26 protein-coding genes and 3 pseudogenes are annotated in these 18,596 nt (G+C 42.6%); 23 read left to right on the plus strand and 6 right to left on the minus strand.

The window, feature by feature from the left end; all coding sequences use genetic code 11:
* The 3 genes from ACTNC0_RS17435 to ACTNC0_RS17445 form a co-directional block, all read left to right on the plus strand.
* Window positions 1-217 (plus strand): hypothetical protein (locus ACTNC0_RS17435; protein WP_441088393.1); only part of this gene is annotated, 217 nt, incomplete at its 5' end.
* A gap of 457 nt (window positions 218-674) precedes the next feature.
* Entirely contained in the window at window positions 675-809 is a 135-nt protein-coding gene (locus ACTNC0_RS17440; RefSeq protein ID WP_441088394.1) for a hypothetical protein, read from the plus strand.
* Complete coding sequence (locus tag ACTNC0_RS17445) at window positions 790-1,071, plus strand: hypothetical protein (protein WP_441088395.1); 282 nt, start codon at window positions 790-792, stop codon at window positions 1,069-1,071. Before ACTNC0_RS17440 ends, ACTNC0_RS17445 begins: the two co-directional genes overlap by 20 nt.
* Window positions 1,072-1,234: 163 nt before the next feature.
* On the opposite strand, the gene ACTNC0_RS17450 is transcribed toward ACTNC0_RS17445, so the two are convergent.
* From ACTNC0_RS17450 to ACTNC0_RS17470, 5 genes are all read right to left on the minus strand, one after another.
* The gene (locus ACTNC0_RS17450; RefSeq protein ID WP_002575864.1) at window positions 1,235-2,746 is read right to left on the minus strand and encodes a recombinase family protein; all 1,512 of its coding nucleotides are present in this window, start codon (window positions 2,744-2,746) and stop codon (window positions 1,235-1,237) included.
* A 94-nt stretch (window positions 2,747-2,840) separates the two neighbouring features.
* Window positions 2,841-2,996, minus strand: a complete 156-nt coding sequence (locus ACTNC0_RS17455) for a hypothetical protein (protein WP_002575863.1) — start codon at window positions 2,994-2,996, stop codon at window positions 2,841-2,843.
* A gap of 40 nt (window positions 2,997-3,036) precedes the next feature.
* The gene (gene mobV, locus ACTNC0_RS17460) at window positions 3,037-3,981 is read right to left on the minus strand and encodes a MobV family relaxase (RefSeq protein WP_002575862.1); all 945 of its coding nucleotides are present in this window, start codon (window positions 3,979-3,981) and stop codon (window positions 3,037-3,039) included.
* A 173-nt stretch (window positions 3,982-4,154) separates the two neighbouring features.
* On the minus strand, window positions 4,155-4,550 hold the full coding sequence (locus ACTNC0_RS17465; protein ID WP_002575861.1) for a replication initiator protein A: 396 nt from the start codon (window positions 4,548-4,550) through the stop codon (window positions 4,155-4,157).
* Window positions 4,551-4,661: 111 nt separating this feature from the next.
* Complete coding sequence (locus ACTNC0_RS17470; RefSeq protein ID WP_002575860.1) at window positions 4,662-5,075, minus strand: cysteine-rich VLP domain-containing protein; 414 nt, start codon at window positions 5,073-5,075, stop codon at window positions 4,662-4,664.
* 228 nt (window positions 5,076-5,303) lie between these two features.
* On the opposite strand from ACTNC0_RS17470, the gene ACTNC0_RS17475 reads away from it, so the two are divergent.
* Complete coding sequence (locus ACTNC0_RS17475) at window positions 5,304-5,567, plus strand: hypothetical protein (protein WP_002575859.1); 264 nt, start codon at window positions 5,304-5,306, stop codon at window positions 5,565-5,567.
* 78 nt (window positions 5,568-5,645) lie between these two features.
* Window positions 5,646-6,446 (plus strand): helix-turn-helix domain-containing protein, encoded by an 801-nt coding sequence (locus tag ACTNC0_RS17480; RefSeq protein ID WP_002575858.1) that lies wholly within the window; start codon window positions 5,646-5,648, stop codon window positions 6,444-6,446.
* A gap of 80 nt (window positions 6,447-6,526) precedes the next feature.
* On the opposite strand, the gene ACTNC0_RS17485 is transcribed toward ACTNC0_RS17480, so the two are convergent.
* Window positions 6,527-7,747, minus strand: a complete 1,221-nt coding sequence (locus ACTNC0_RS17485) for an MFS transporter (protein WP_087016711.1) — start codon at window positions 7,745-7,747, stop codon at window positions 6,527-6,529.
* 1,229 nt (window positions 7,748-8,976) lie between these two features.
* Here ACTNC0_RS17485 and rd point away from each other — a divergent pair.
* The 18 genes and pseudogenes from rd to ACTNC0_RS17575 form a co-directional block, all read left to right on the plus strand.
* Window positions 8,977-9,141 (plus strand): rubredoxin, encoded by a 165-nt coding sequence (rd, locus tag ACTNC0_RS17490; RefSeq protein ID WP_020993356.1) that lies wholly within the window; start codon window positions 8,977-8,979, stop codon window positions 9,139-9,141.
* Window positions 9,142-9,217: 76 nt separating this feature from the next.
* Window positions 9,218-9,652 carry a bacteriohemerythrin gene (locus ACTNC0_RS17495; RefSeq protein ID WP_441088396.1) on the plus strand — a complete coding sequence of 145 codons (435 nt, stop codon included), beginning with the start codon at window positions 9,218-9,220 and terminating at the stop codon, window positions 9,650-9,652.
* 284 nt (window positions 9,653-9,936) lie between these two features.
* Entirely contained in the window at window positions 9,937-10,149 is a 213-nt protein-coding gene (locus tag ACTNC0_RS17500; RefSeq protein ID WP_024720749.1) for a sporulation initiation factor Spo0A C-terminal domain-containing protein, read from the plus strand.
* Between the two features lie 4 nt (window positions 10,150-10,153).
* Window positions 10,154-10,582: a hypothetical protein gene (locus ACTNC0_RS17505; protein ID WP_441088397.1), complete on the plus strand. Its 429-nt coding sequence runs from the start codon at window positions 10,154-10,156 to the stop codon at window positions 10,580-10,582.
* A 179-nt stretch (window positions 10,583-10,761) separates the two neighbouring features.
* Complete coding sequence (locus ACTNC0_RS17510; RefSeq protein WP_029732087.1) at window positions 10,762-10,971, plus strand: DUF6219 family protein; 210 nt, start codon at window positions 10,762-10,764, stop codon at window positions 10,969-10,971.
* Window positions 10,972-10,974: 3 nt separating this feature from the next.
* Window positions 10,975-11,430 (plus strand): thioredoxin-dependent thiol peroxidase, encoded by a 456-nt coding sequence (gene bcp / locus ACTNC0_RS17515; RefSeq protein WP_024854727.1) that lies wholly within the window; start codon window positions 10,975-10,977, stop codon window positions 11,428-11,430.
* Complete coding sequence (yaaA, locus tag ACTNC0_RS17520; RefSeq protein ID WP_441088398.1) at window positions 11,430-12,179, plus strand: peroxide stress protein YaaA; 750 nt, start codon at window positions 11,430-11,432, stop codon at window positions 12,177-12,179. Before bcp ends, yaaA begins: the two co-directional genes overlap by 1 nt.
* Before the next feature lie 89 nt (window positions 12,180-12,268).
* Window positions 12,269-12,676, plus strand: a complete 408-nt coding sequence (locus tag ACTNC0_RS17525; RefSeq protein ID WP_055151682.1) for a Fur family transcriptional regulator — start codon at window positions 12,269-12,271, stop codon at window positions 12,674-12,676.
* Window positions 12,669-13,289 (plus strand): annotated as a pseudogene (locus ACTNC0_RS17530) (flavin reductase); the annotation flags it as partial. The gene ACTNC0_RS17525 and the pseudogene ACTNC0_RS17530, both read left to right, overlap by 8 nt.
* Before the next feature lie 18 nt (window positions 13,290-13,307).
* Window positions 13,308-13,850 carry a rubrerythrin gene (gene rbr / locus ACTNC0_RS17535; RefSeq protein ID WP_256292718.1) on the plus strand — a complete coding sequence of 181 codons (543 nt, stop codon included), beginning with the start codon at window positions 13,308-13,310 and terminating at the stop codon, window positions 13,848-13,850.
* Window positions 13,851-13,856: 6 nt separating this feature from the next.
* Window positions 13,857-14,236: pseudogene (locus ACTNC0_RS17540) on the plus strand (desulfoferrodoxin family protein).
* A 93-nt stretch (window positions 14,237-14,329) separates the two neighbouring features.
* A complete protein-coding gene (locus tag ACTNC0_RS17545) occupies window positions 14,330-14,488 on the plus strand; it encodes a rubredoxin (RefSeq protein ID WP_117456460.1) in 159 nt (52 codons plus the stop codon).
* 677 nt (window positions 14,489-15,165) lie between these two features.
* The gene (locus tag ACTNC0_RS17550) at window positions 15,166-15,579 is read left to right on the plus strand and encodes a sigma-70 family RNA polymerase sigma factor (protein WP_441088399.1); all 414 of its coding nucleotides are present in this window, start codon (window positions 15,166-15,168) and stop codon (window positions 15,577-15,579) included.
* Between the two features lie 241 nt (window positions 15,580-15,820).
* Window positions 15,821-16,003, plus strand: a complete 183-nt coding sequence (locus ACTNC0_RS17555) for a hypothetical protein (protein ID WP_441088400.1) — start codon at window positions 15,821-15,823, stop codon at window positions 16,001-16,003.
* A gap of 153 nt (window positions 16,004-16,156) precedes the next feature.
* A complete protein-coding gene (locus tag ACTNC0_RS17560; protein WP_441088401.1) occupies window positions 16,157-16,522 on the plus strand; it encodes a type II toxin-antitoxin system PemK/MazF family toxin in 366 nt (121 codons plus the stop codon).
* Between the two features lie 136 nt (window positions 16,523-16,658).
* On the plus strand, window positions 16,659-16,847 hold the full coding sequence (locus ACTNC0_RS17565; protein WP_441088402.1) for a hypothetical protein: 189 nt from the start codon (window positions 16,659-16,661) through the stop codon (window positions 16,845-16,847).
* A gap of 67 nt (window positions 16,848-16,914) precedes the next feature.
* A complete protein-coding gene (locus ACTNC0_RS17570) occupies window positions 16,915-18,327 on the plus strand; it encodes a recombinase family protein (protein ID WP_118576035.1) in 1,413 nt (470 codons plus the stop codon).
* A gap of 121 nt (window positions 18,328-18,448) precedes the next feature.
* Window positions 18,449-18,596 (plus strand): annotated as a pseudogene (locus ACTNC0_RS17575) (RNA polymerase sigma-G factor); the annotation flags it as partial.

The following is an 18,596-nucleotide window of genomic DNA, read 5'->3' on the forward strand; positions in this document are numbered from 1 at the left end:
ATCTTGGGACAATCCTGTCACTGCCTATTTTAGAAAAAGTAGAAAACTGCGCCACAGCCTTGGCAGGCCATCGCGCAGCGATTTTGTTCAATTTCAGTTTTGTGAAAAGAGAATAGTGAGTAACCCAAAGGGCATCAACCGTAAAAAGTTGGTGCCTTTTGTTTTGCTCATTAATGCTCAGAGAGGATGTAAAGAAAAACTGAATATGACCGATTAGGTCAAATATGAGAGCCGATGCGATTGGACTTTTTCCCAAAAAAGTGACAAAGTGTCGGCTCTTATTTTTTGAGAAAATCCGATTTGAGGATTTTTGAAAAAACCGGGCGAAACGGAAATTCTGGCAGATGGGACAGTAGCAGAAATTACATTTTGTCCGGCGGGTGTGCAGAGGGCGGAGCCCTTTGTGCAGGGAATGCAAAGGGGTGCTGAGTGCCGGTGGCACTCGTTTAGCACCGACTGAAGCGGAGCGGAGACCGGCAGCTCCATGCTGGGGTTAAGGGGTGCTGAGCGCCAGTGGCGCTCGTTTAGCACCGACCGGAGCGAAGCGGAGACAAGCCCATTATCGGGTCAAGGGTGAAACGCCTTGCCCAGTGATTTGATGCCTGCGTCAAGTCATACTGGGTATTATCTGGCAAATTGTGTTACCCAAAATCATTTTCGGGAATGCCCGCCACATGAAAAAAGCTTGTGAAACGCAAGAGGCAGATAATGGAAAGACCGCAGAGAAGGGCAGAATGGGAAAAACAAAAATGAAAAAATGCAGAATGGATGAAAGGGGGAATCAGAAGAATGAGAGCTACAAGGCATAATGGCAGATCGGGGAAACATGGTGTTTATAATCCGAAGCACAATGACAGAAAATTCGATATTGCCAACAGTGAGCATATTGATGCGGAGAGGGAAAAGCAGAATATCTATTGGGACTGTTACCGAGGATATGTCCAGAATCCTTTGGATGAGACACTTAGGAATTGGGGAGCGGTCGAGCCGGAGGCAAGTTTTCATGATATTGAGAAGATGTATTATGAAGACCATTACAGCGATTTTATAAAAGGGGTTTCAAGGACTTAAAGACGAAAAAAGTTATTGGAGAGAAATAATTTCCAGCAACTCTGTCTTTAATGAATAGAGTTCATTTTTTTATTCAACTATTCCCATGATATATACAATATGTAAAAGTACAGTTTACAAGGGACTACACAGGGTAGGTATCTGACGGGAGGGGTGCCGCCAGTCAGATTTTCCATGTGATGTTCAAGCTGTCGCTTGTGGCGGCTATGGTGGTGATCATCAAATCCACCACACGCCGCTTGTCATCAAAAGATACATTCTCCCAGGTATCGAGGTAGCCGGAAATCTGGCTGACCTGTTCCGGGCTGATGGCCTCCACAGTCAACTCCGCTATCCTTGCCAGAAGTTCCTGCTTGCGCCCGTCCAGTTCCGCTATCTTCACATTCACATAGGAGAACAGGACATTGTTTGCCCCCGTCAGACTGTCCACCAGCTTTTCAATCTCGCTGTCTACATGGGCAAGTTCCACTTGCAGGGCGGTGATTTTCGGGTTTGCCTTTGCCGCTTTCTTTTTTCCTGTCAGCGTCTTGTAGCTTGCCAGCTTCTTTACCATCTGCTGATAAACAACCGCTTCCAGTTCCGAAGTGATGATTTTCCCACAGCCAGGACAGCTTTTATTGTCCAGCCGTTTCGTGCAGCGGAGATACTGTTTGCCGGAGGGATTGTAGATACTCATAAGAGCATACCCGCAATTCCCGCACTTGATTTTTCCTGCCAGCCATGTGTGGGTGGCTTTCCGGGCAGACTGGATTTTCATGTTGTTCATCAGCTTCTTGCGGCAGGTCAGCCAGGTGTCGGAGGGGACGATACCCTCATGGGGAGCCAGTACCAGCATTTGGTCTTTTAAGTCGTTTTTCTTGCTGGCCTTTACATCTCGCCCTTGATACAGATAGCAGCCGTTCATGCCCGTAAAATCGGCAACGTCATTGACAATGACTGTACCTTGACTTTTGAAAAATTCGTACACATCAAGGTCTGCCTGCACATAGACAGGATTGCGTAACATCTGCGCCAGCGTGGGGCGTATCAGCTCTTTGCCATGGAACAAAATCCCCTGTTCGGCAAAGTACCGGGTAATGTCCCCGTAGGAAGTTGTGGGCTGGGCGTACATCTCAAACATCAGCCGGATATTGGCCGCTTCCTCCGGGTTTACCACCAGCTTCTTTGTGTTGATACCGTCCATCTTGATAGGCTCCGTATGGAAGCCGTAAGGGGCTTTCCCGCCCATCTTAAAGCCCCGCTGACTGCGGGAGTAGTAAGCGTCCGTTACCCGCTTCTGTATCGTTTCCCGTTCAAGCTGGGCGAACACGATACAGATATTCAGCATGGCCCGTCCCATCGGCGTGGAGGTATCAAACTTTTCCGTAGAGGACACAAACTCCACATTGTACTGCTGGAACAGCTCCATCATGTTGGCAAAGTCCAGAATGGAACGGCTGATACGGTCGAGCTTGTAAACCACGACCTTTGCAATCAAGCCCCGCTTGATGTCCCGCACCAGTTCTTGAAACTTCGGACGGTCTGTGTTCTTGCCGCTGTACCCTTTGTCTGTGTATTCCTTGCAGTTACCGCCTTTCAACTCGTATTTGCAAAATTCAATCTGGCTTTCAATGGAAATGCTGTCCTTTTTGTCTACCGATTGTCTTGCATAGATTGCGTCTATCCGATTGTTCATATTGTCGCTCCTTTTCTTAAAAAAGAAACGGAGCTGCTGACAGTTCTATTATACCGCCAGCAGCCCCGCAAATCAATGATGGGTTTGGAAAACCTTATGTCCCGGCTTCCTCACTCTCCCGCTTGTCGGCGTACTTGCGGAACACCTCATAAAGCTGCTGTTCCAGTTCCCGGCGTTTGGCTGCTTCCTGTTCCGGCGTGAACACCGGGGAGAGATTTTCCAGTGTGATTTCCTTTCCCTGAAAAGTCACGATTTCGATTTCCTTTTTGTATCTGATATTACTTATAAGATCACCTTTCCTTTCCATGCTGCCGCTGTTGCCGTTTCAGTTCCGCTAAAATCTCCGGCGGGATACGGTCAACCAGCCGCCGCATATCGTCCAGTTCGCTTTTTAACTTCGCCCGTTCCATCGTGTCATTCATCTTGCCTTTTTCGCTGGCCTTTGCCCTGACTTCCAGCTTTTCATTTTCCGCTAACAAGTCATTGATTGTGACCTTGTATTTTTTCAGTTGCCCGGAGAAGTTCTCCATCTGCGGAAACCACTTTTTCAGCATGGAGAGGGCTTCCTCTTTCTTCTTTCCGGCGTTCAGCGGGGTAATGCCGGAGAGAACCGCTTCAATGGCCCTCGCCTGTTTGGAGAGGTTGACCGCCTGTTTGAACAGCCGGGTGGGGATATGCTTCCGGCCCGTCTTGCTGGCGCTTTCCCCACGCTCCAGGTCGGGGTACTGCTCCACCATACAGGCGTGAAAATCGTCCTGCCACTTCGTCAGATTGGCCCGGTTGCCGATAATTTCTTTGGCGCACAGGCGGTTGTCCTTTGTCAGCGGCACAAAGACCAAGTGCAGATGGGGCGTTTTTTCATCCATGTGTACCATAGCCGAAACGATGTTCTCCCGGCCCACCCGGTCAATGAGGAAGTCCGCCGCCCTCTGGAAGTAGGCCGCTATCTCCTTTGGGGACTTGCCCTTGAAAAACTCCGGGCTGGCGGTAATCAGCGTGTCCACAAACCGAGTGCTGTCCTTGCGGGTGCGGCATCTGGCCTGCTCGATGCGGCTCTGAATGAAATGGTAGTAGCGGCCATCCGGCTTGACGATGTGGAAATTGTACTTGCTCCGGCTGGTGTCAATGTCCGGGTTGCTGGCGTACTGCTCCTTTTTCCGTTCATGGTGGGCTTCCAGCGGCCCCGCCGGGTGGCCCTTGTGCTTCTCAAATCGCAAAATTGCGTGTTGTGCCATTGAACTCCTTTCCCCATTCCATTCCTTTCCGGCGGGTTTTCCCGCCGAAAATATCTCTGATAGGATTGGAATGGAATGAATGTAAATAGATGGTTTTAATCTCTGTATTTCTATATACCGTCAGATTTCCGTACTTCAAGAGGATTGATTTTCGTACTCGCCAAGTACGGTTTTCAGCCCTCCGGCGTACCATAACCGGATTTCTTGAAGTCGGTGTTTGGAACCGCTTCATAGGATTTCGGGTAAATGCGGTTGGGTTTTCCACAGCCCTGTTTCTGGATTTCCACCAGCCCCGCATACTGCAACTCCCGCAGGGTGTTGACCGCTTTCTGCCGCCCGCAGCGGAGCAAAGCGACCACCTCGCAGATGGGGTAGTACAGGTAGACCCGCCCGTACTCGTCCGCCCAGCCGTTCTTCCGGGACAACTCCGCCCGGCGCAGGACAAAGGCATACAGCACCTTCGCTTCGTTGCTCAAGGGCTGGAATGTGGGTGCTTCAAAAAGGAAATTGGGGAGCCGGGTGAAACTGAACGCCTTTTCCGGCTGGTGAATATAAATCGTGTTTGTCATAGCGTGTTTTGTGGACGGTTAGAGGCCCGTTTTCCGGGGCGAATGATAAATGATACCAGCCGCCCCGGTTGAGGGCTTGCGGAGCCTTGCAAATCAAGGCTTTTCCCGCTCTTAACTGTCCACAGCAGACCTCCTTTTCCGTTCACTTTCTGTTTTCTGCCGCCTGTGAACTCTGGCGGCGCAGTCCGGGCAGTATTTGCCCCGGTTGGACTTCGGGACGAACACACCGCCGCACTCCGCACAGCGTTTCAAGTCCCTGTCCCGGTAAATCTCCGCTTCCAGCGTCCTGTCCAGCGGCAAGACCGCCCAGCGGAACCACTTGCAGCAGACGGAGAACGAAATCATCTGCGGACAGGCGCAGGTGTCGCCATCGTCCAGCGCAAGGCAGTTTCCGTCCTCGCAGTTGCAGCACTCCCGGCGTATCAGGCCGCTGGCTCGTCTCTTCTGGGGCGGGGTTATGCGGTAGGGGGAGCCGTCCGGCCTGTGTTCCAGCGGCGGCAGGTGTTGATAGGGTCTTTTGCTCATGCGTCCCTCCGTTTTCTTTGGCGTGTTCTGTTTCCAAGGTGCTTGTCCATCGATGAACTATCCCAAGTCTACACCTTTTTGACCGCCTGTGCCGTATATCCAAGAGGTAGGAAATCAGCCTGAAAAACTCCCTATTTCCACGCTCTCGGATTTGTGATATAATCAAAAAAAGATAAAAGACAAATTCAGGTTTCTGGTCTTCTTGCACAAAATAAAGGAGGAGCTATTATGCAAATTGTTTATATTCCAAGCGAATCAATGTCTGTTCAAGGTAAAAAAGATGAAATCTATAAAAGATATGGGAAAGACTGGAATATTAGAGAACAGGGAGGAGGTAACGGAAATTGGTTGTTGACCAGAAAAAGTGATGTGCTTGTAGATGGAAAAAGTTATCGTACTTTTGTACTTGAACACTACGGTAAATCCAAGCTGACAGCGAAGCTTGTTGATAAATTTCGTGAAGATGTAGCAAATGGTAAAATAAAACTGTAAATGCCTATGCCGTTATGCTATGAGCATAGTACATAGCATAACGGCTTCTCTTTCGTTGAGCTAGCAAGGAGGGTGAATATGTCTTTATCCATACAAGAGCGATTAAAAGACCTACGTGTGGAGCGTGGCTTGACGCTGGGGCAGCTTGCGGAGCAGACCGGGCTTTCCAAGTCTGCGCTGGGCAGTTACGAAACGGAAGACTTCAAGGACATCAGCCACTATGCCCTTATCCGGCTGGCGAAGTTTTACGGTGTGACCGCTGATTATCTGCTGGGGCTGTCTGAAATGAAAAATCACCCAAACGCCGATCTTGCAGACCTGCGTTTGAGTGATGAAATGATTGACCTGCTGAAAAGCGGGAGGATAGACAATACCCTGCTGTGTGAGCTGGCGGCGCACCCGGATTTCCCCCGGCTGATGGCTGACCTTGAAATCTATGTGAACGGAACGGCACTGAAACAGGCGCAGGGTGCAAACGCCATAGTGGACACGATGAGCGCAACTGTTATAAAAAAGCATAATCCTGGCATGAGTGATACGCAGTTAAGACAGCTTATCACCGCCCATATTGATGAGGACGAGTTTTGCCGCTATGTGATACAACGGGACATAAACGGGATTGCCCTTGCTCTGCGGGAAACACACAAGGACGATTTTTTCAGCGTCCCAGAGGATAACCCGCTAAAAGAAATGCTGGAAACTGCTGGTGAAATCGTCAGCCAGGACAGCGACACGGAACAAGCGTACTTGGCGTTTATCTGCAAACGGCTCAAGCTGAATTTTAGGAAGCTGTCAGTAGAAGAACGGAAGTGGCTGAAAAAGATTGCGGAAAAATCCGACTTGCTGAAGAATCCAAAACCGCAGAGAGGACGAAGATAAAAAATGCCTGAACGGCGGTTCTGGTTTTTCAGAACCACCATCCAGGCATTTTGTTTAGTAATAGAAAAAGGTGCAGTTGATTATTGCGTATTGTCAATCTCTCTCAAACCGGGTAGTAAAAATACGGCAAGCGCAACGATGATAATGCCAATTCCGCAAATGACAAACCATTTCTCAACTCCCAGCCGCTCCGCCAGAGGCCCGGAAATGACAAGGCCAAACGGCATGGCGAGGGAAACGGCGCTTGTCAGTAGAGAAAAAACTCTCCCCAGATATTCTGGTTTGACCGTTTCTTGAAAAATCGCATTTTGCACACCGTAAAATGGAGCGGAAATTCCCATAACAGTACAGCACACAACAAAGACAAGAAATGCGTCTGGCGGCAAAAGCCCGGAGAGCATAATGCTAACGCCCATCAGGAGAACGGAAAGACCGATGGTGTACCGCCGTTTCTTAAAACCGCCCCAAATGCTCAGAATGACTCCGCCAAGCAGCATACCAACCGCAAAAGCAATTTCAGCGGCAGAGGCATGGGCCGGTGTTCCTTTGAAGTATGACATACAGATGAGAGGAAAAAGCGTACTGATTGGCATATAAAAGAACATATAAATTACACCAATCCAGAGCAGAGCAAAGAGGCCCCTGTTTTGCTTTAATACCACATACCCCTCTTTCATATCCTGTAAAAACTGTTGTCTTTTCGTTTCTGGACATAGTTCAGGCGTTGGTATGGACGAAATCGCAACAGTCACACAGGCAAGGATTGCACCCACAATATCTAACAATATAATTGCATTAAGAGGCCAAACAGCATATAAAAACGCTGCGGCAGCTGGACTGATAATCGCACTTACTGCTTGCATGGTCTGCGTGTAACCAGCGCATTTTGTAAGTTCCTCTTTTGGCACAATCATAGGTGTTGCTGCGCTGAATGCTGGAGAATGAAAAGCAGTTCCCGCACTTCGGATTAACAGGACAACCATAATAGACCATACGGGCAATTCCATGTAAAACGCCACCAGCGCCAGAATACCGCCAGCGGCGGCAATTATCAAATCCGCACCAATCATTACGCTTTTACGGCTGTGCCGGTCAACAAAAGCACCTGCAAACGGGCCTAAACAGGCTTGCGGCAAAAATCCAATCAGTGTTGCCGCCGTCAATATGATTGCAGAATTAGTTTTCGCAACCAAATAAAAGATAATGGCCATTTGCAAAATACCGCTGCTAATAAAGGATATTGCTTGTCCGGCAAGAAGTGTAAAATAAGTTTTTCTCCATGAATTGTTGTTTTGGGTCATAATGCGAACCTCCTTTTTTTTTTTATTGCATTGTTCCTTTGTTTCTGCAATAAAAAGCAGGCGTTGTCCCACAGAGAGGGCAGACGCCTGCATAACAACAAAGCACGAAAAAACACCACGATACAGTTCAAAGACTGCTCGTGTCAAACCTACGTGTTCCTTTGCATACGCACGCAAAAAAAGCCCACCATCATGTGGAAAGGTACTTCTACTTTTTATTGCTTATTAGCGTACACAAATTAACACACGTAAGCCTCCTTCCAATCTCAAACTGTCGCACAGTATAACACACATCCGATAGACTTGTCAACCATTTTTAACCTTGTTTTCCATCTTGTTTTTCCATCTCTTACGGGCAGTAGCAAAGCCAGGCGAGCCAGTCAACGGTCAAGATGAACGGCGCTTTCAGCGCCGCCGTTGACAGTCTCGCCCGTCTTTGCTAATGGGTAATCAAGGCGGGAAAGCCATTTTAGGGCTTTCCCGCCCATTTCAATTTTGGGAGAAGAAAGGCCCCAAAATGAACGAGTGCGGCCAAACACTTTTAGGGATTGGCCACCTTGTCCACCCATCCAGCGGGGCGGCGGGGAACGGTCAAGGCCGGGCGTCAGCCCATTCATTTCAGCCTTGACGGTTTCCTGCCGTCCTGCTACTTTTCCCGGAGTGTGGCCACACATCTGGTCACGGTGTCCAGAGCTTTGGGACTTTTTGTCCCATAGGCCGGGGGCGGAGGACGAGGGACGGGGGCTTTCATAATACGCCCTGTCTGCTGCTGAAATCAGCCCTTTGTTTCCGGCTTACCAGCCCCAAACAAAGCCCTGCTTTCCTGCCGCGTCAAATGCCCTTGCCCTCCCCGGCGGCAACGGTATTTTCAGGGCAACGCCGACAGAGCGTATAACACACTACACTTTGCTCCGCAAAGTCGTGTGCCAAATGGGGCGCTGCCCCCTTTGGAAACCCCCGCAACAAACAGGTGCTATGCACCCAGCCGGGAGCATAGCGCCGTTTGTTGTCAGCAGCCCGTTTCACGGTCTGCGTGTAGTTCCTTGTAAACTGACCTAATTTGCAATTCAAATATCAGTTTATGCTAAGCACAATAATAATAATAATTACTATTATTGATAAGAGAATAATTATCATGTATAATACAGATATACAAGAAACAAAGTGTTAGAAAAATTGCTAGGAACTTGGTAACAAAAATAAATTGACATTGAAAAGGGAAAATGACTATGATAAAATATGAATGTGAACCATGTGGATATATTTATGATCCGGCAGTAGGAGATCCAGACGCTGGTATCGATCCAGAAACTGCATTTGAGGATATTCCAGATGACTGGACATGCCCAATCTGCGGATTAGGAAAAGATGTTTTCGTTCCTGTAGAAGACTAAGCAGAAAATGCAGGTACGAAACTGCCAGACATTAAAAGATCCTAAGAGAACATATAAAAGAAATGGAGGTCAAATTATGACTTACGATTTAAACATTACCTTTGATGACAATTTAGTAACAGGAAATGAAACAATTGATACCCAGCATAAAGAATTGATCGACCGTATCCAGAACTTTGTAACTGCCTGTCAAAATGGCGACAGCAAAGTAAAAGCAATCAAAATGCTGGATTATCTGGATGAATATACTGACTTTCATTTCAAAGAAGAGGAAAAGCTTCAGGAAAAATCCGGTTATCCAGAGCGTGAAAAACATTATGAAAAACATGAAGAGTTTAAAAAGACAATTCAGGAACTGTATGAATACTTTCAGGAGTATGAAGGACCAACAGATCGGTTCAGTGAACTTGTACAGAAAAATGTAATCGACTGGCTGTTTGGACACATTAAAACATACGACCGCTCTGTGGCAAAATTTATCTTTATGAAACAAAATCCAGACCGATGCTAAAATAAACCAGGGAACGAGTTCATTCAGAATGTAGACAACGTGATGAAGTAAACTAGGGGCTGTCATAATGCAGCCCCTTTCCTGTTATAGCGATATTCTAGGTAATATATTGCGCTGGCATGACATATTATTTTACTACTATATGGGAAGAGCAAGCAGCTCTTCTTTTTTTGTCCTTTTTATCCAATTTTAAGTTGTAAAGTCTCTTTTCATGCCAATAGAAATATGCTAAATTGATTTTATAGAACAAGATATAATTCCACTTATATATCGGAGGAAAATGAATGAGAGAGAAAACTATATATGAGAAGATTGCAGAAAAGTACAACACAACACCAGAAGAAGTACGCAGAGAAATGCAGATAGCCATAGATGCAGGATTTGATAATCCTGATCCGGCTGTGCAGGAAGAATGGAAGAAAATGACACTTAAAGGAGAAAGACCTACACCGGAAGAAGTAATCAATTACGCAGTAAAAAAACTAAAAGGAAAATAAAAATATGAAGAAAAAGATAATTGCATTGATTTCAGGAGCAGTGATCTTGATAATTGCTGCAGGAAGTATTTATGGGAAATCTGAATCTGGTCATAAGGAAGGCGAACCGGATGTAGTTGGAACATTTTCCGTAAATCGAGATGAAAATATTACCGTGGTTGCTAACCGGAAAAATATTGAGGATAGAGAAGCGTTTGCAAGAGAGCTTTTGCAGATGTACAAGGATGATTCTTTTTATTCGACAAAATTCTCCACAGACAGGGGATATGCGACGAGTCTTGATATGAACATCTATTTATGGAAAGAGGATATTGAAGACGGGGAATCAGTAATGACAGCCGAATACAGACCTATAGAATATGGAAAGGACTATGATGTTGTTAATAATCCTGATAAATTTCAACTATATATAGATGGAAAAGAGATTAAATAGTAATCTCTTGAAAGAAAGCTTTTTGTCAGATTTTTTCAAAAAAAAATTCAATGATAACAATACATAGTTTTAACCATGATATTCTGAAAAATTTTATAGGAAGATTCCATTATCAAATTGACATAGGAATGTGGTAGCGTATAATTAGAATTGAATACACTGAAAAACGGAGAAATTACATGAAAGCACATAAATATTGGTCAGTAGTAGCTTTAATCACAATGATTGGAACTTTTTATACAGGATATAAAGGGCTAAAAGCAGCACACAAATACTTTGCATTTGGCTCTCTGATATGCATGATTATGGCAGTCTATTCTGGTCATAAAATGATTTCGGGTAATAAAAGAACAAGAAAACAGGTGAAAAATACAAAAGCGGAGGAATAGTAAATGTTAGAGTTAGGAATAAAAGCACCGGATTTTGAATTGCCGGATCAGAACGGAGAAGTGCATAAATTAAGCGATTATGCAGGAAAAAAAGTGATCTTATATTTTTATCCAAAGGATAATACACCAGGATGTACGAAGCAGGCATGTGGCTTTTCAGAGCGTTATCCACAGTTTACTGAGAAGGGAGCTGTTATTCTCGGAGTAAGCAAGGACTCTGTAGCGTCTCACAAGAGATTTGAAGAAAAATACGGACTGGCATTTACGCTATTAGCAGATCCGGAGCGTAAAGTTATTGAAGCATATGATGTCTGGAAAGAAAAGAAAAATTATGGAAAAGTATCTATGGGTGTAGTAAGAACTACATATCTTATTGATGAGCAGGGAATCATTATAAAGGCAAATGATAAAGTCAAGGCGGCAGATGATCCTGAAAATATGCTTAAGGAATTGGCATAATGAAGATTATTTTATCACCTGCAAAAAAGATGATTGTAGATACCGATAACTTAGCACCGGTTGAACTGCCTGTCTATATTGATAAGACAGCAGAAGTATTAAACTGGATGAAAAGCAAATCAAAAGAAGAACTGAAAGCTATCTGGAAATGTAATGACAAGATTGCAGAGCAGAACTTTAACAGATTGGAAAATATGGATCTTTATAACAGGCTTACTCCGGCTGTTTTAGCATATGAAGGGATTGCATTTCAATATATGGCACCATCTGTGTTTGAAATCCAGCAGTTTGAGTATTTGCAAAATCATTTAAGAATCTTGTCTGCGTTTTATGGCATTTTAAAACCAATGGATGGTGTGACTCCTTATCGTCTTGAAATGCAGGCAAAGGTTGGAATTGGAGATGCAAAAAATCTGTATGAGTACTGGGGAGAATTGTTATACCGCTCAGTAATCGATGACAGTAGGATTATCATTAATCTTGCATCAAAAGAATACTCAAAATGTATAGAAAAGTATCTGACACCACAGGACAGATATATTACGATTGTATTTTGTGAGTTATCCGGAGATAAATTGGTAACAAAAGGTACCTATGCCAAGATGGCTCGTGGTGAAATGGTCAGATTCATAGCGGAAAATAATATTGAAAATCCGGTGGATATTCAGAAATTTGACAGACTCGGATATTCGTTTAGGTCTGATTTATCTTCAGATTCAGAATATGTATTTGAACGCAAAATAAAATAATAATAATGAGAATTATTACTATTTTATTGACAACAGGATAATAGTGGTATATAATCCTTATTAAGAACTAATCCTAATAAGTAGGACGAATGACAAGTAGGAGAAATACCATTCAAAAAGATCTTGTAAGAAATACCGTATACGAAATGAGAAGACACGTTACGGCAAATGAAGTGTATGAATTTATAAAAGAAGCATATCCAACAATTGGAAAAGGAACTGTATATAGAAATCTTGATATATTGGTAGAGGAAGGTGCATTAAGAAAGGTTGAAGTTCCGGATGGACCGAACCGATTTGATTTTATATTGAAAAATCATTACCATGTAAGATGTATAAAGTGCGGTGAAATTTTTGATGTGGATATGGATCAAATACCGGATTTGCTGGAAAGAATTCATAACACTCATGGAATTGAATTTGTGGATTATGATATTTCATTTAAAGGCATTTGCCCGAAATGCAGGGAGAAGGTAAAGGAGGAACAGCATGGATAGGAAAGCAATGTATAAGTTGAGTTATGGACTGTTTATATTGACCGCTAAAGAAGCAGAAAAAGATAACGGATGCATCATTAATACAGCTATTCAGGCAGCTTCGGAACCAAACCAGTTAAGTATCTGTGTAAATAAGGCAAATTATACGCATGATATGATTCAAAGAACCGGAAAATTTACTGTATCAGTCTTAAGTCAGAAGGCACAATTTGAATTGTTCAAACATTTTGGCTTCCAATCAGGAAGAGATACCAATAAGTTTGAAGCATTTGAGCAGTGTGCCAGGGGCACAAATGGTATTTATTATATTACAGAAGGTACAAATGCATACATTTCTGTGACAGTTACTAAAACAGAGGACTTGGGTTCACATACGATGTTTATCGGTGAGATAACTGATATGGAAGTTTTAAGCAATGTTCCTTCAGTAACATATGATTATTATCAGAATAATATTAAGCCTAAGCCACAGGAGGTTGGAAAAACAGAGGACAGTCAGACAATATGGCGTTGCAGAATTTGCGGATATGAATATGTAGGCGAGGAATTACCAGATGACTTTATATGTCCTTTGTGCAAGCACCCGGCATCAGATTTTGAAAAAGTAGTAAAGAAAACGGAGGTAAAAGAGATGGCAGCAAACAAATATGCAGGAACACAGACAGAGAAGAATTTACAGGAGGCATTTGCAGGGGAATCACAGGCAAGAAATAAGTATACCTATTTTGCTTCTGTAGCGAAAAAGGAAGGTTACGAGCAGATGTCAGCATTGTTTTTAAAGACTGCAGATAATGAGAAAGAACATGCAAAGATGTGGTTCAAGGAATTAGCAGGAATTGGTGATACAAAGGAAAACCTGGCGGCAGCGGCAGAAGGTGAAAATTATGAGTGGACAGATATGTATGATGGCTTTGCTAAAACAGCTGAGGAAGAAGGATTCCCTGAGCTTGCAGCAAAATTCAGGGCAGTAGGTGAGATTGAGAAGCACCATGAGGAAAGATATCGTGCACTTCTTAAGAATATCGAAACTTCACAGGTATTTGAAAAGAGCGAAGTTAAGGTATGGGAATGCCGTAACTGCGGACATATTGTAGTCGGAACAAAGGCTCCAGAGGTATGCCCGGTATGCAATCATCCGCAGAGTTATTTTGAAGTACGTGCAGAGAATTATTAAGGGAGAATAGACAAGGAAGTAAAATATTATGTATGTAAGCATTGTGGAAACATTATTGAAAAGGTAAAGACAAAGGTGTACCTGTAATTTGTTGTGGAGAGCTGATGCCGGAACTGAAAGCCGGAGTAACAGATGCCGCAGTTGAAAAGCATGTACCGGTATATACACTAGACGGTAATCTGGTTCATGTTGTTGTTGGAGAAATCAAACATCCAATGCTTGAAGAACACTTTATTGAATGGATTACATTAAATACCAATCAGGGTGTTTATAGAAAACAGTTAAATCCAGGACAGGAGCCGGTTGCAGATTTCTGTCTTTGTGACGGAGAGCAGGTGGAGGAAGTATATGCATACTGTAATTTACATGGATTATGGAAATGTTAAAATAAACTTTGTGCATACGAATACTATAGAGTAATAAGGATACAAAAGCAAAATAGCTGTGAATGAACAATATTTTAAAAGGAGGATTCAATAATGAAATATGTATGTGATGTTTGCGGATGGGAGTATGACGAGGAGGTTGGATACCCGGAAGGTGGTATTGCACCAGGAACAAAGTGGGAGGATGTTCCGGAAGATTTTGAATGCCCATTATGTAATGTTGGAAAAGATCAGTTTTCAGAAGTTGAATAGAAGCCTAATCTTGTTTTAAATACGGAGAGATAAACAAAAACCCTGGTGCGTGAGCAACAGGGTTTTTTATGTGCGCCTTGCGGCGCACGTTTCTAACGGGTGAAAGTCCCCAATCTGCCCTAGTAGTGGGAAGGATACAGCCAAGACCAAGTAGGGTGTCCATCGCGAGGTGAAATCAGAAGGAAGGTGGCGGCAAATCTTTGGTCTGACGAACAGAAATCACATCAGGCTTCAGTTAACAGAAATTAGTCATTTTGATAGAACATATTAACTATAAATAATCAGAATTTGCATAGTGAACTTTTTACACTGAAATATGTACGATTCTAATAATGACATGAACTTATGGAAACGTATTGCGGATACTTTGTGAACTTTATCCTGATACAATGATTATGCTGATGAAAGAAGGCATAGATAACTGAATACAATAAAGAGACGAAAGCCTCAGTAGTTAAGAAAAAACTACTGGGGCTTTTTTTCGTGCCTGAATTTCTCAGCCAATAACTGCGGGCGTATCCCGTCAGGATAAAGGCGGAGCAGGCATGATCCTAAACAGAGGTCCGCCTTCTGGATTTGAAACGAGCAACGAGATTTCAAATTCAGGAGGAACGGATATGTATATTGAACATCCATATTTTTAAGAAGGAAAGTATTACGCAAATATTGATGGAGAAATGATCAAGATTACAAAAGAAGTTGCGTATGCGATGAATAATTTTTACAGAAGTAGCAAGGCAAAAAAAGTTGAGATTAAGAACGAACTGGGGGAAGTCGTGGATAAGATGCTGCGGGAGGTACCTTACAGTGGACAGTCTATTGATGGAGAAGGATTCATGATTGAGGATTTCCCGGATCTGAATTGTGACGTGGAGCACAGTGTACTGACGAAAATGGAACAGCAGGATATTCACAAAGTGATCGATCAGCAGAATACCGAGGAACGCATGATTATTTATGGCATTTTCTTTGAAAATAAGACACAGACACAGATGGCAGAGATTATGGGGATTTCCAGACAGGTATTAGCGTACAAACTGAAAACAATCCTTAATAAAATGCGTGAAATGTATATGAAAGAATTTTTTTAAAAAAGTTTTGAAAATTTTTTGCATCTGCCGAAGTCATTTGACTTTAGTAATTAGAGGAGCTTTAAGGACTCCCTAAATTGCACCATGATAACTGAATATCCAATAATAACTGACGTGACATTTCATACAGTGAGCACGAGGAAGATGCCGCTATAGGATTATAAGGACGTAAGAAACTATTTAGAGTCAATAATGCTGCGAAAAAGCACTGACCAAAGCCAGTCGGCAGGCTGGTGATGCGATGACATGTGTGAGATGCGATACACTTGCAGATCCTGAGAAGTCTGTAACTGGTAAACCTATGAACTGCTGGAGCCTGGAAACGAGAGTTTTCGGGTTGTGGTCTGGAGTATGCATTCGGGCAGGTTATTATTCCCTTCTTGCATATGCGGGAGTAACGATTCGGGGTATCGAGGATAAATAGAATCGAGCGAGCACTGTTTAATAATCAAATTGGCTATAGAGGTTATACGGCAGAGCTTTCCTTATGGGAAAGAAACTCTGCCGTATTCCTGTGGAGCCAATATAGCGCTATGGATGCTTTACAAATAAAAATAATAGATTGGAGAGAGGACAAATGACAATCCGCAGAGGAGATATTTTATGGGCAGATCTCGGTATGTTTCCTACAACATCTGTTCAGGGTGGTGTAAGACCGGTGATCGTAGTGAGCAATAATAAAGCCAATACATACAGTTCAGTCATAACGGTAGTTCCGCTGACATCAAGAATATATAAGAAACGGTATTTGCCAACACATGTATTTATCAGTAAATGTGATATGACGGGAATACGAAAAGGAAGTTTGGCACTGGCTGAACAGGTTATGAGCATTTCTACGAAATGTATTATTGAGAAATGCGGAAGAGTGAACAAGTGGAGCCTGGATCGGGTACTGAAAGCAGTACGGATTCAGATGGGAATGAACGAAAGAGGGAACTGATATTTCCGCTTTCGACAATTCAACAGAAAATGACGTCGTTAAATGTTGATAACACAAAAGAATGACAATACAGGACGAGCGTTTCTGGTGATTTTTTAGAGACGATTGAATATGATTTATAAAGGGAGGGATTGCGATGGCATTAAAAATTGTAAGAAGATATGACGCAAATGGTAATGTAATCGAAGATAAAGATTTAGAAAGATTCAGATTGGATTCCCCAGTGGTTCGTCAGATATTATATCAGATGAATAAAGAGATGGGAGCAGTTGATAATATTAAAGTCGATGCATCTGAAAAAGAAATTTCATATAACGTACATTAAATTATAAAATAAGTAGAAATTATTTCTGAAGGATGGTATATTGTACTTGAGAGGAGGAAAGAGAGAGGTGAGAAACATAAGAATCGGAAAGAATACCTCAAATAATAAAAAAACAGGATTATATATCAGAGTTTCTACAAATGTTCAGTTTGAAGAAGGATATTCAGTAGGTGCTCAGACAGAGAAACTTGAAAAGTATTGTAATTACCAGGAGATTGATAATTATGATCTGTACATTGATGGTGGTTATTCGGGAAGTAATCTGAACCGACCGGAGATGAAACGTCTTATTAAAGAAATTCAAGAAGGCAAAGTTGAATCTGTTGTAGTTGTTAAACTTGACCGTTTGTCCAGAAGTCAGAAAGATACGATTTATCTTCTGGAAGATGTGTTTGAAGCAAATGGTGTTGGATTCATTTCATTAAATGAAAATTTTGATACAACAACACCATATGGAAAAGCTATGGTAGGTATTTTATCTGTATTTGCTCAGTATGAACGAGAAAATATTCGTGAACGTACACAGATGGGAATTACAGAGAGAATCAAAACTGGAAAATGGCGTGGTACGAAACCACCGTTTGGTTATGATTATAATAATGGCGATGATGTTCTTGTACCAAATAAAGATGCAGAAACAGTCAGAAAGATTTTCGCATTGTATAAGGAAGGTTATTCCACGTATGCACTGGCAAAGATGTTTGATTTAAAAGGAGACAAGCAAGTGTCCGATATGTTATCCAGGGTGACATACATTGGAAAGCTTAAATATAATAAGGAAATCGTTGATGGTCTTCACGAACCGATAGTTGATAAAAAATTATTCGATGAAGTTCAGGAATTGCGAAAAACAAGAACAAGAGCAACTTCTCATAAATCACAGTATTTACTAACAGGCTTAATATATTGTGGATTATGTGGTGCGAAGATGCGTTATCAAAAATGGAGTGGCGGAAGAGTGATGATTTATTGTTATTCACTAGATCATAGCAAGCCGCACCTGGTTAAGAATCCTAATTGTCAGAATGGAAAGTTAGATGCAGCTGAAGTTGAAGAAGTTGTTGTTAATGATATGCTGAAATTATCAAAAGAATATGAAATAATTGAGGGAAAATCAGAACAGCAAAATCAAAAGGGATTTGAAGCTATGAACCAGAGAAAAACAGTTCTTGAAGGAAAGCTGAAATCTTTGTATAATTTATATGCATCTGATACCAATAACAATGTCCTGTTGGAGACGATTGGTGAGATTAACAAGGAACTGGAAAATCTGAATACACAGATTGAACAGTACACCTTAAAGAACACAAGAGCTAAAGATATGGCAGCAAGAGCGAAAGCATTCAAAAGTGTTGCTGACAGCTGGGAGTTCATGTCTTTTAATGAAAGACAAAAGACTGTACGTGAATATATCAAGAAGATCAAAATATCGAATGATTATGTTGAAATTGAGTATAATGATCTTTTGACACGACAGTAAATTACATTTCTATAGTTAATACATCGCAAGGGGATACATCTTCTTGCGTGTAAAATTTCATATATCTTATTCAAGATAATTACCCTATTGGATAAAGGAAATTTCAAAATTTCCACTATAATACATTATCCCGATGATCGCAGGTGAGATTAAGAGATATCTTCGGGATGATGGAATCTTAAAAGTAAGCAGGAGCCTGAAAGAAAATTGTGTCAAGATTTATAGCGCAAGGGAAAAACTGGAAAAAGAACTGGGGAGAGAACCGGTAA

Source organism: Blautia sp. HCP3S3_B11, from assembly GCF_052064435.1.
In the GTDB taxonomy this organism is placed as follows: Bacteria; Bacillota; Clostridia; order Lachnospirales; family Lachnospiraceae; genus Blautia_A.

Bases quoted from the DNA above. Each gene is read 5' to 3' on its own strand.
- ACTNC0_RS17440 (WP_441088394.1), top strand. From the start codon at position 675: ATGAAAAAAGCTTGTGAAACGCAAGAGGCAGATAATGGAAAGACCGCA.
- ACTNC0_RS17445 (WP_441088395.1), top strand. From the start codon at position 790: ATGAGAGCTACAAGGCATAATGGCAGATCGGGGAAACATGGTGTTTAT.
- ACTNC0_RS17450 (WP_002575864.1), bottom strand. From the start codon at position 2,746: ATGAACAATCGGATAGACGCAATCTATGCAAGACAATCGGTAGACAAA.
- mobV (WP_002575862.1), bottom strand. From the start codon at position 3,981: ATGGCACAACACGCAATTTTGCGATTTGAGAAGCACAAGGGCCACCCG.
- ACTNC0_RS17465 (WP_002575861.1), bottom strand. From the start codon at position 4,550: ATGACAAACACGATTTATATTCACCAGCCGGAAAAGGCGTTCAGTTTC.
- ACTNC0_RS17470 (WP_002575860.1), bottom strand. From the start codon at position 5,075: ATGAGCAAAAGACCCTATCAACACCTGCCGCCGCTGGAACACAGGCCG.
- ACTNC0_RS17475 (WP_002575859.1), top strand. From the start codon at position 5,304: ATGCAAATTGTTTATATTCCAAGCGAATCAATGTCTGTTCAAGGTAAA.
- ACTNC0_RS17480 (WP_002575858.1), top strand. From the start codon at position 5,646: ATGTCTTTATCCATACAAGAGCGATTAAAAGACCTACGTGTGGAGCGT.
- ACTNC0_RS17485 (WP_087016711.1), bottom strand. From the start codon at position 7,747: ATGACCCAAAACAACAATTCATGGAGAAAAACTTATTTTACACTTCTT.
- rd (WP_020993356.1), top strand. From the start codon at position 8,977: ATGATAAAATATGAATGTGAACCATGTGGATATATTTATGATCCGGCA.
- ACTNC0_RS17495 (WP_441088396.1), top strand. From the start codon at position 9,218: ATGACTTACGATTTAAACATTACCTTTGATGACAATTTAGTAACAGGA.
- ACTNC0_RS17500 (WP_024720749.1), top strand. From the start codon at position 9,937: ATGAGAGAGAAAACTATATATGAGAAGATTGCAGAAAAGTACAACACA.
- ACTNC0_RS17505 (WP_441088397.1), top strand. From the start codon at position 10,154: ATGAAGAAAAAGATAATTGCATTGATTTCAGGAGCAGTGATCTTGATA.
- ACTNC0_RS17510 (WP_029732087.1), top strand. From the start codon at position 10,762: ATGAAAGCACATAAATATTGGTCAGTAGTAGCTTTAATCACAATGATT.
- bcp (WP_024854727.1), top strand. From the start codon at position 10,975: ATGTTAGAGTTAGGAATAAAAGCACCGGATTTTGAATTGCCGGATCAG.
- yaaA (WP_441088398.1), top strand. From the start codon at position 11,430: ATGAAGATTATTTTATCACCTGCAAAAAAGATGATTGTAGATACCGAT.
- ACTNC0_RS17525 (WP_055151682.1), top strand. From the start codon at position 12,269: ATGACAAGTAGGAGAAATACCATTCAAAAAGATCTTGTAAGAAATACC.
- rbr (WP_256292718.1), top strand. From the start codon at position 13,308: ATGGCAGCAAACAAATATGCAGGAACACAGACAGAGAAGAATTTACAG.
- ACTNC0_RS17545 (WP_117456460.1), top strand. From the start codon at position 14,330: ATGAAATATGTATGTGATGTTTGCGGATGGGAGTATGACGAGGAGGTT.
- ACTNC0_RS17550 (WP_441088399.1), top strand. From the start codon at position 15,166: ATGATCAAGATTACAAAAGAAGTTGCGTATGCGATGAATAATTTTTAC.
- ACTNC0_RS17555 (WP_441088400.1), top strand. From the start codon at position 15,821: ATGACATGTGTGAGATGCGATACACTTGCAGATCCTGAGAAGTCTGTA.
- ACTNC0_RS17560 (WP_441088401.1), top strand. From the start codon at position 16,157: ATGACAATCCGCAGAGGAGATATTTTATGGGCAGATCTCGGTATGTTT.
- ACTNC0_RS17565 (WP_441088402.1), top strand. From the start codon at position 16,659: ATGGCATTAAAAATTGTAAGAAGATATGACGCAAATGGTAATGTAATC.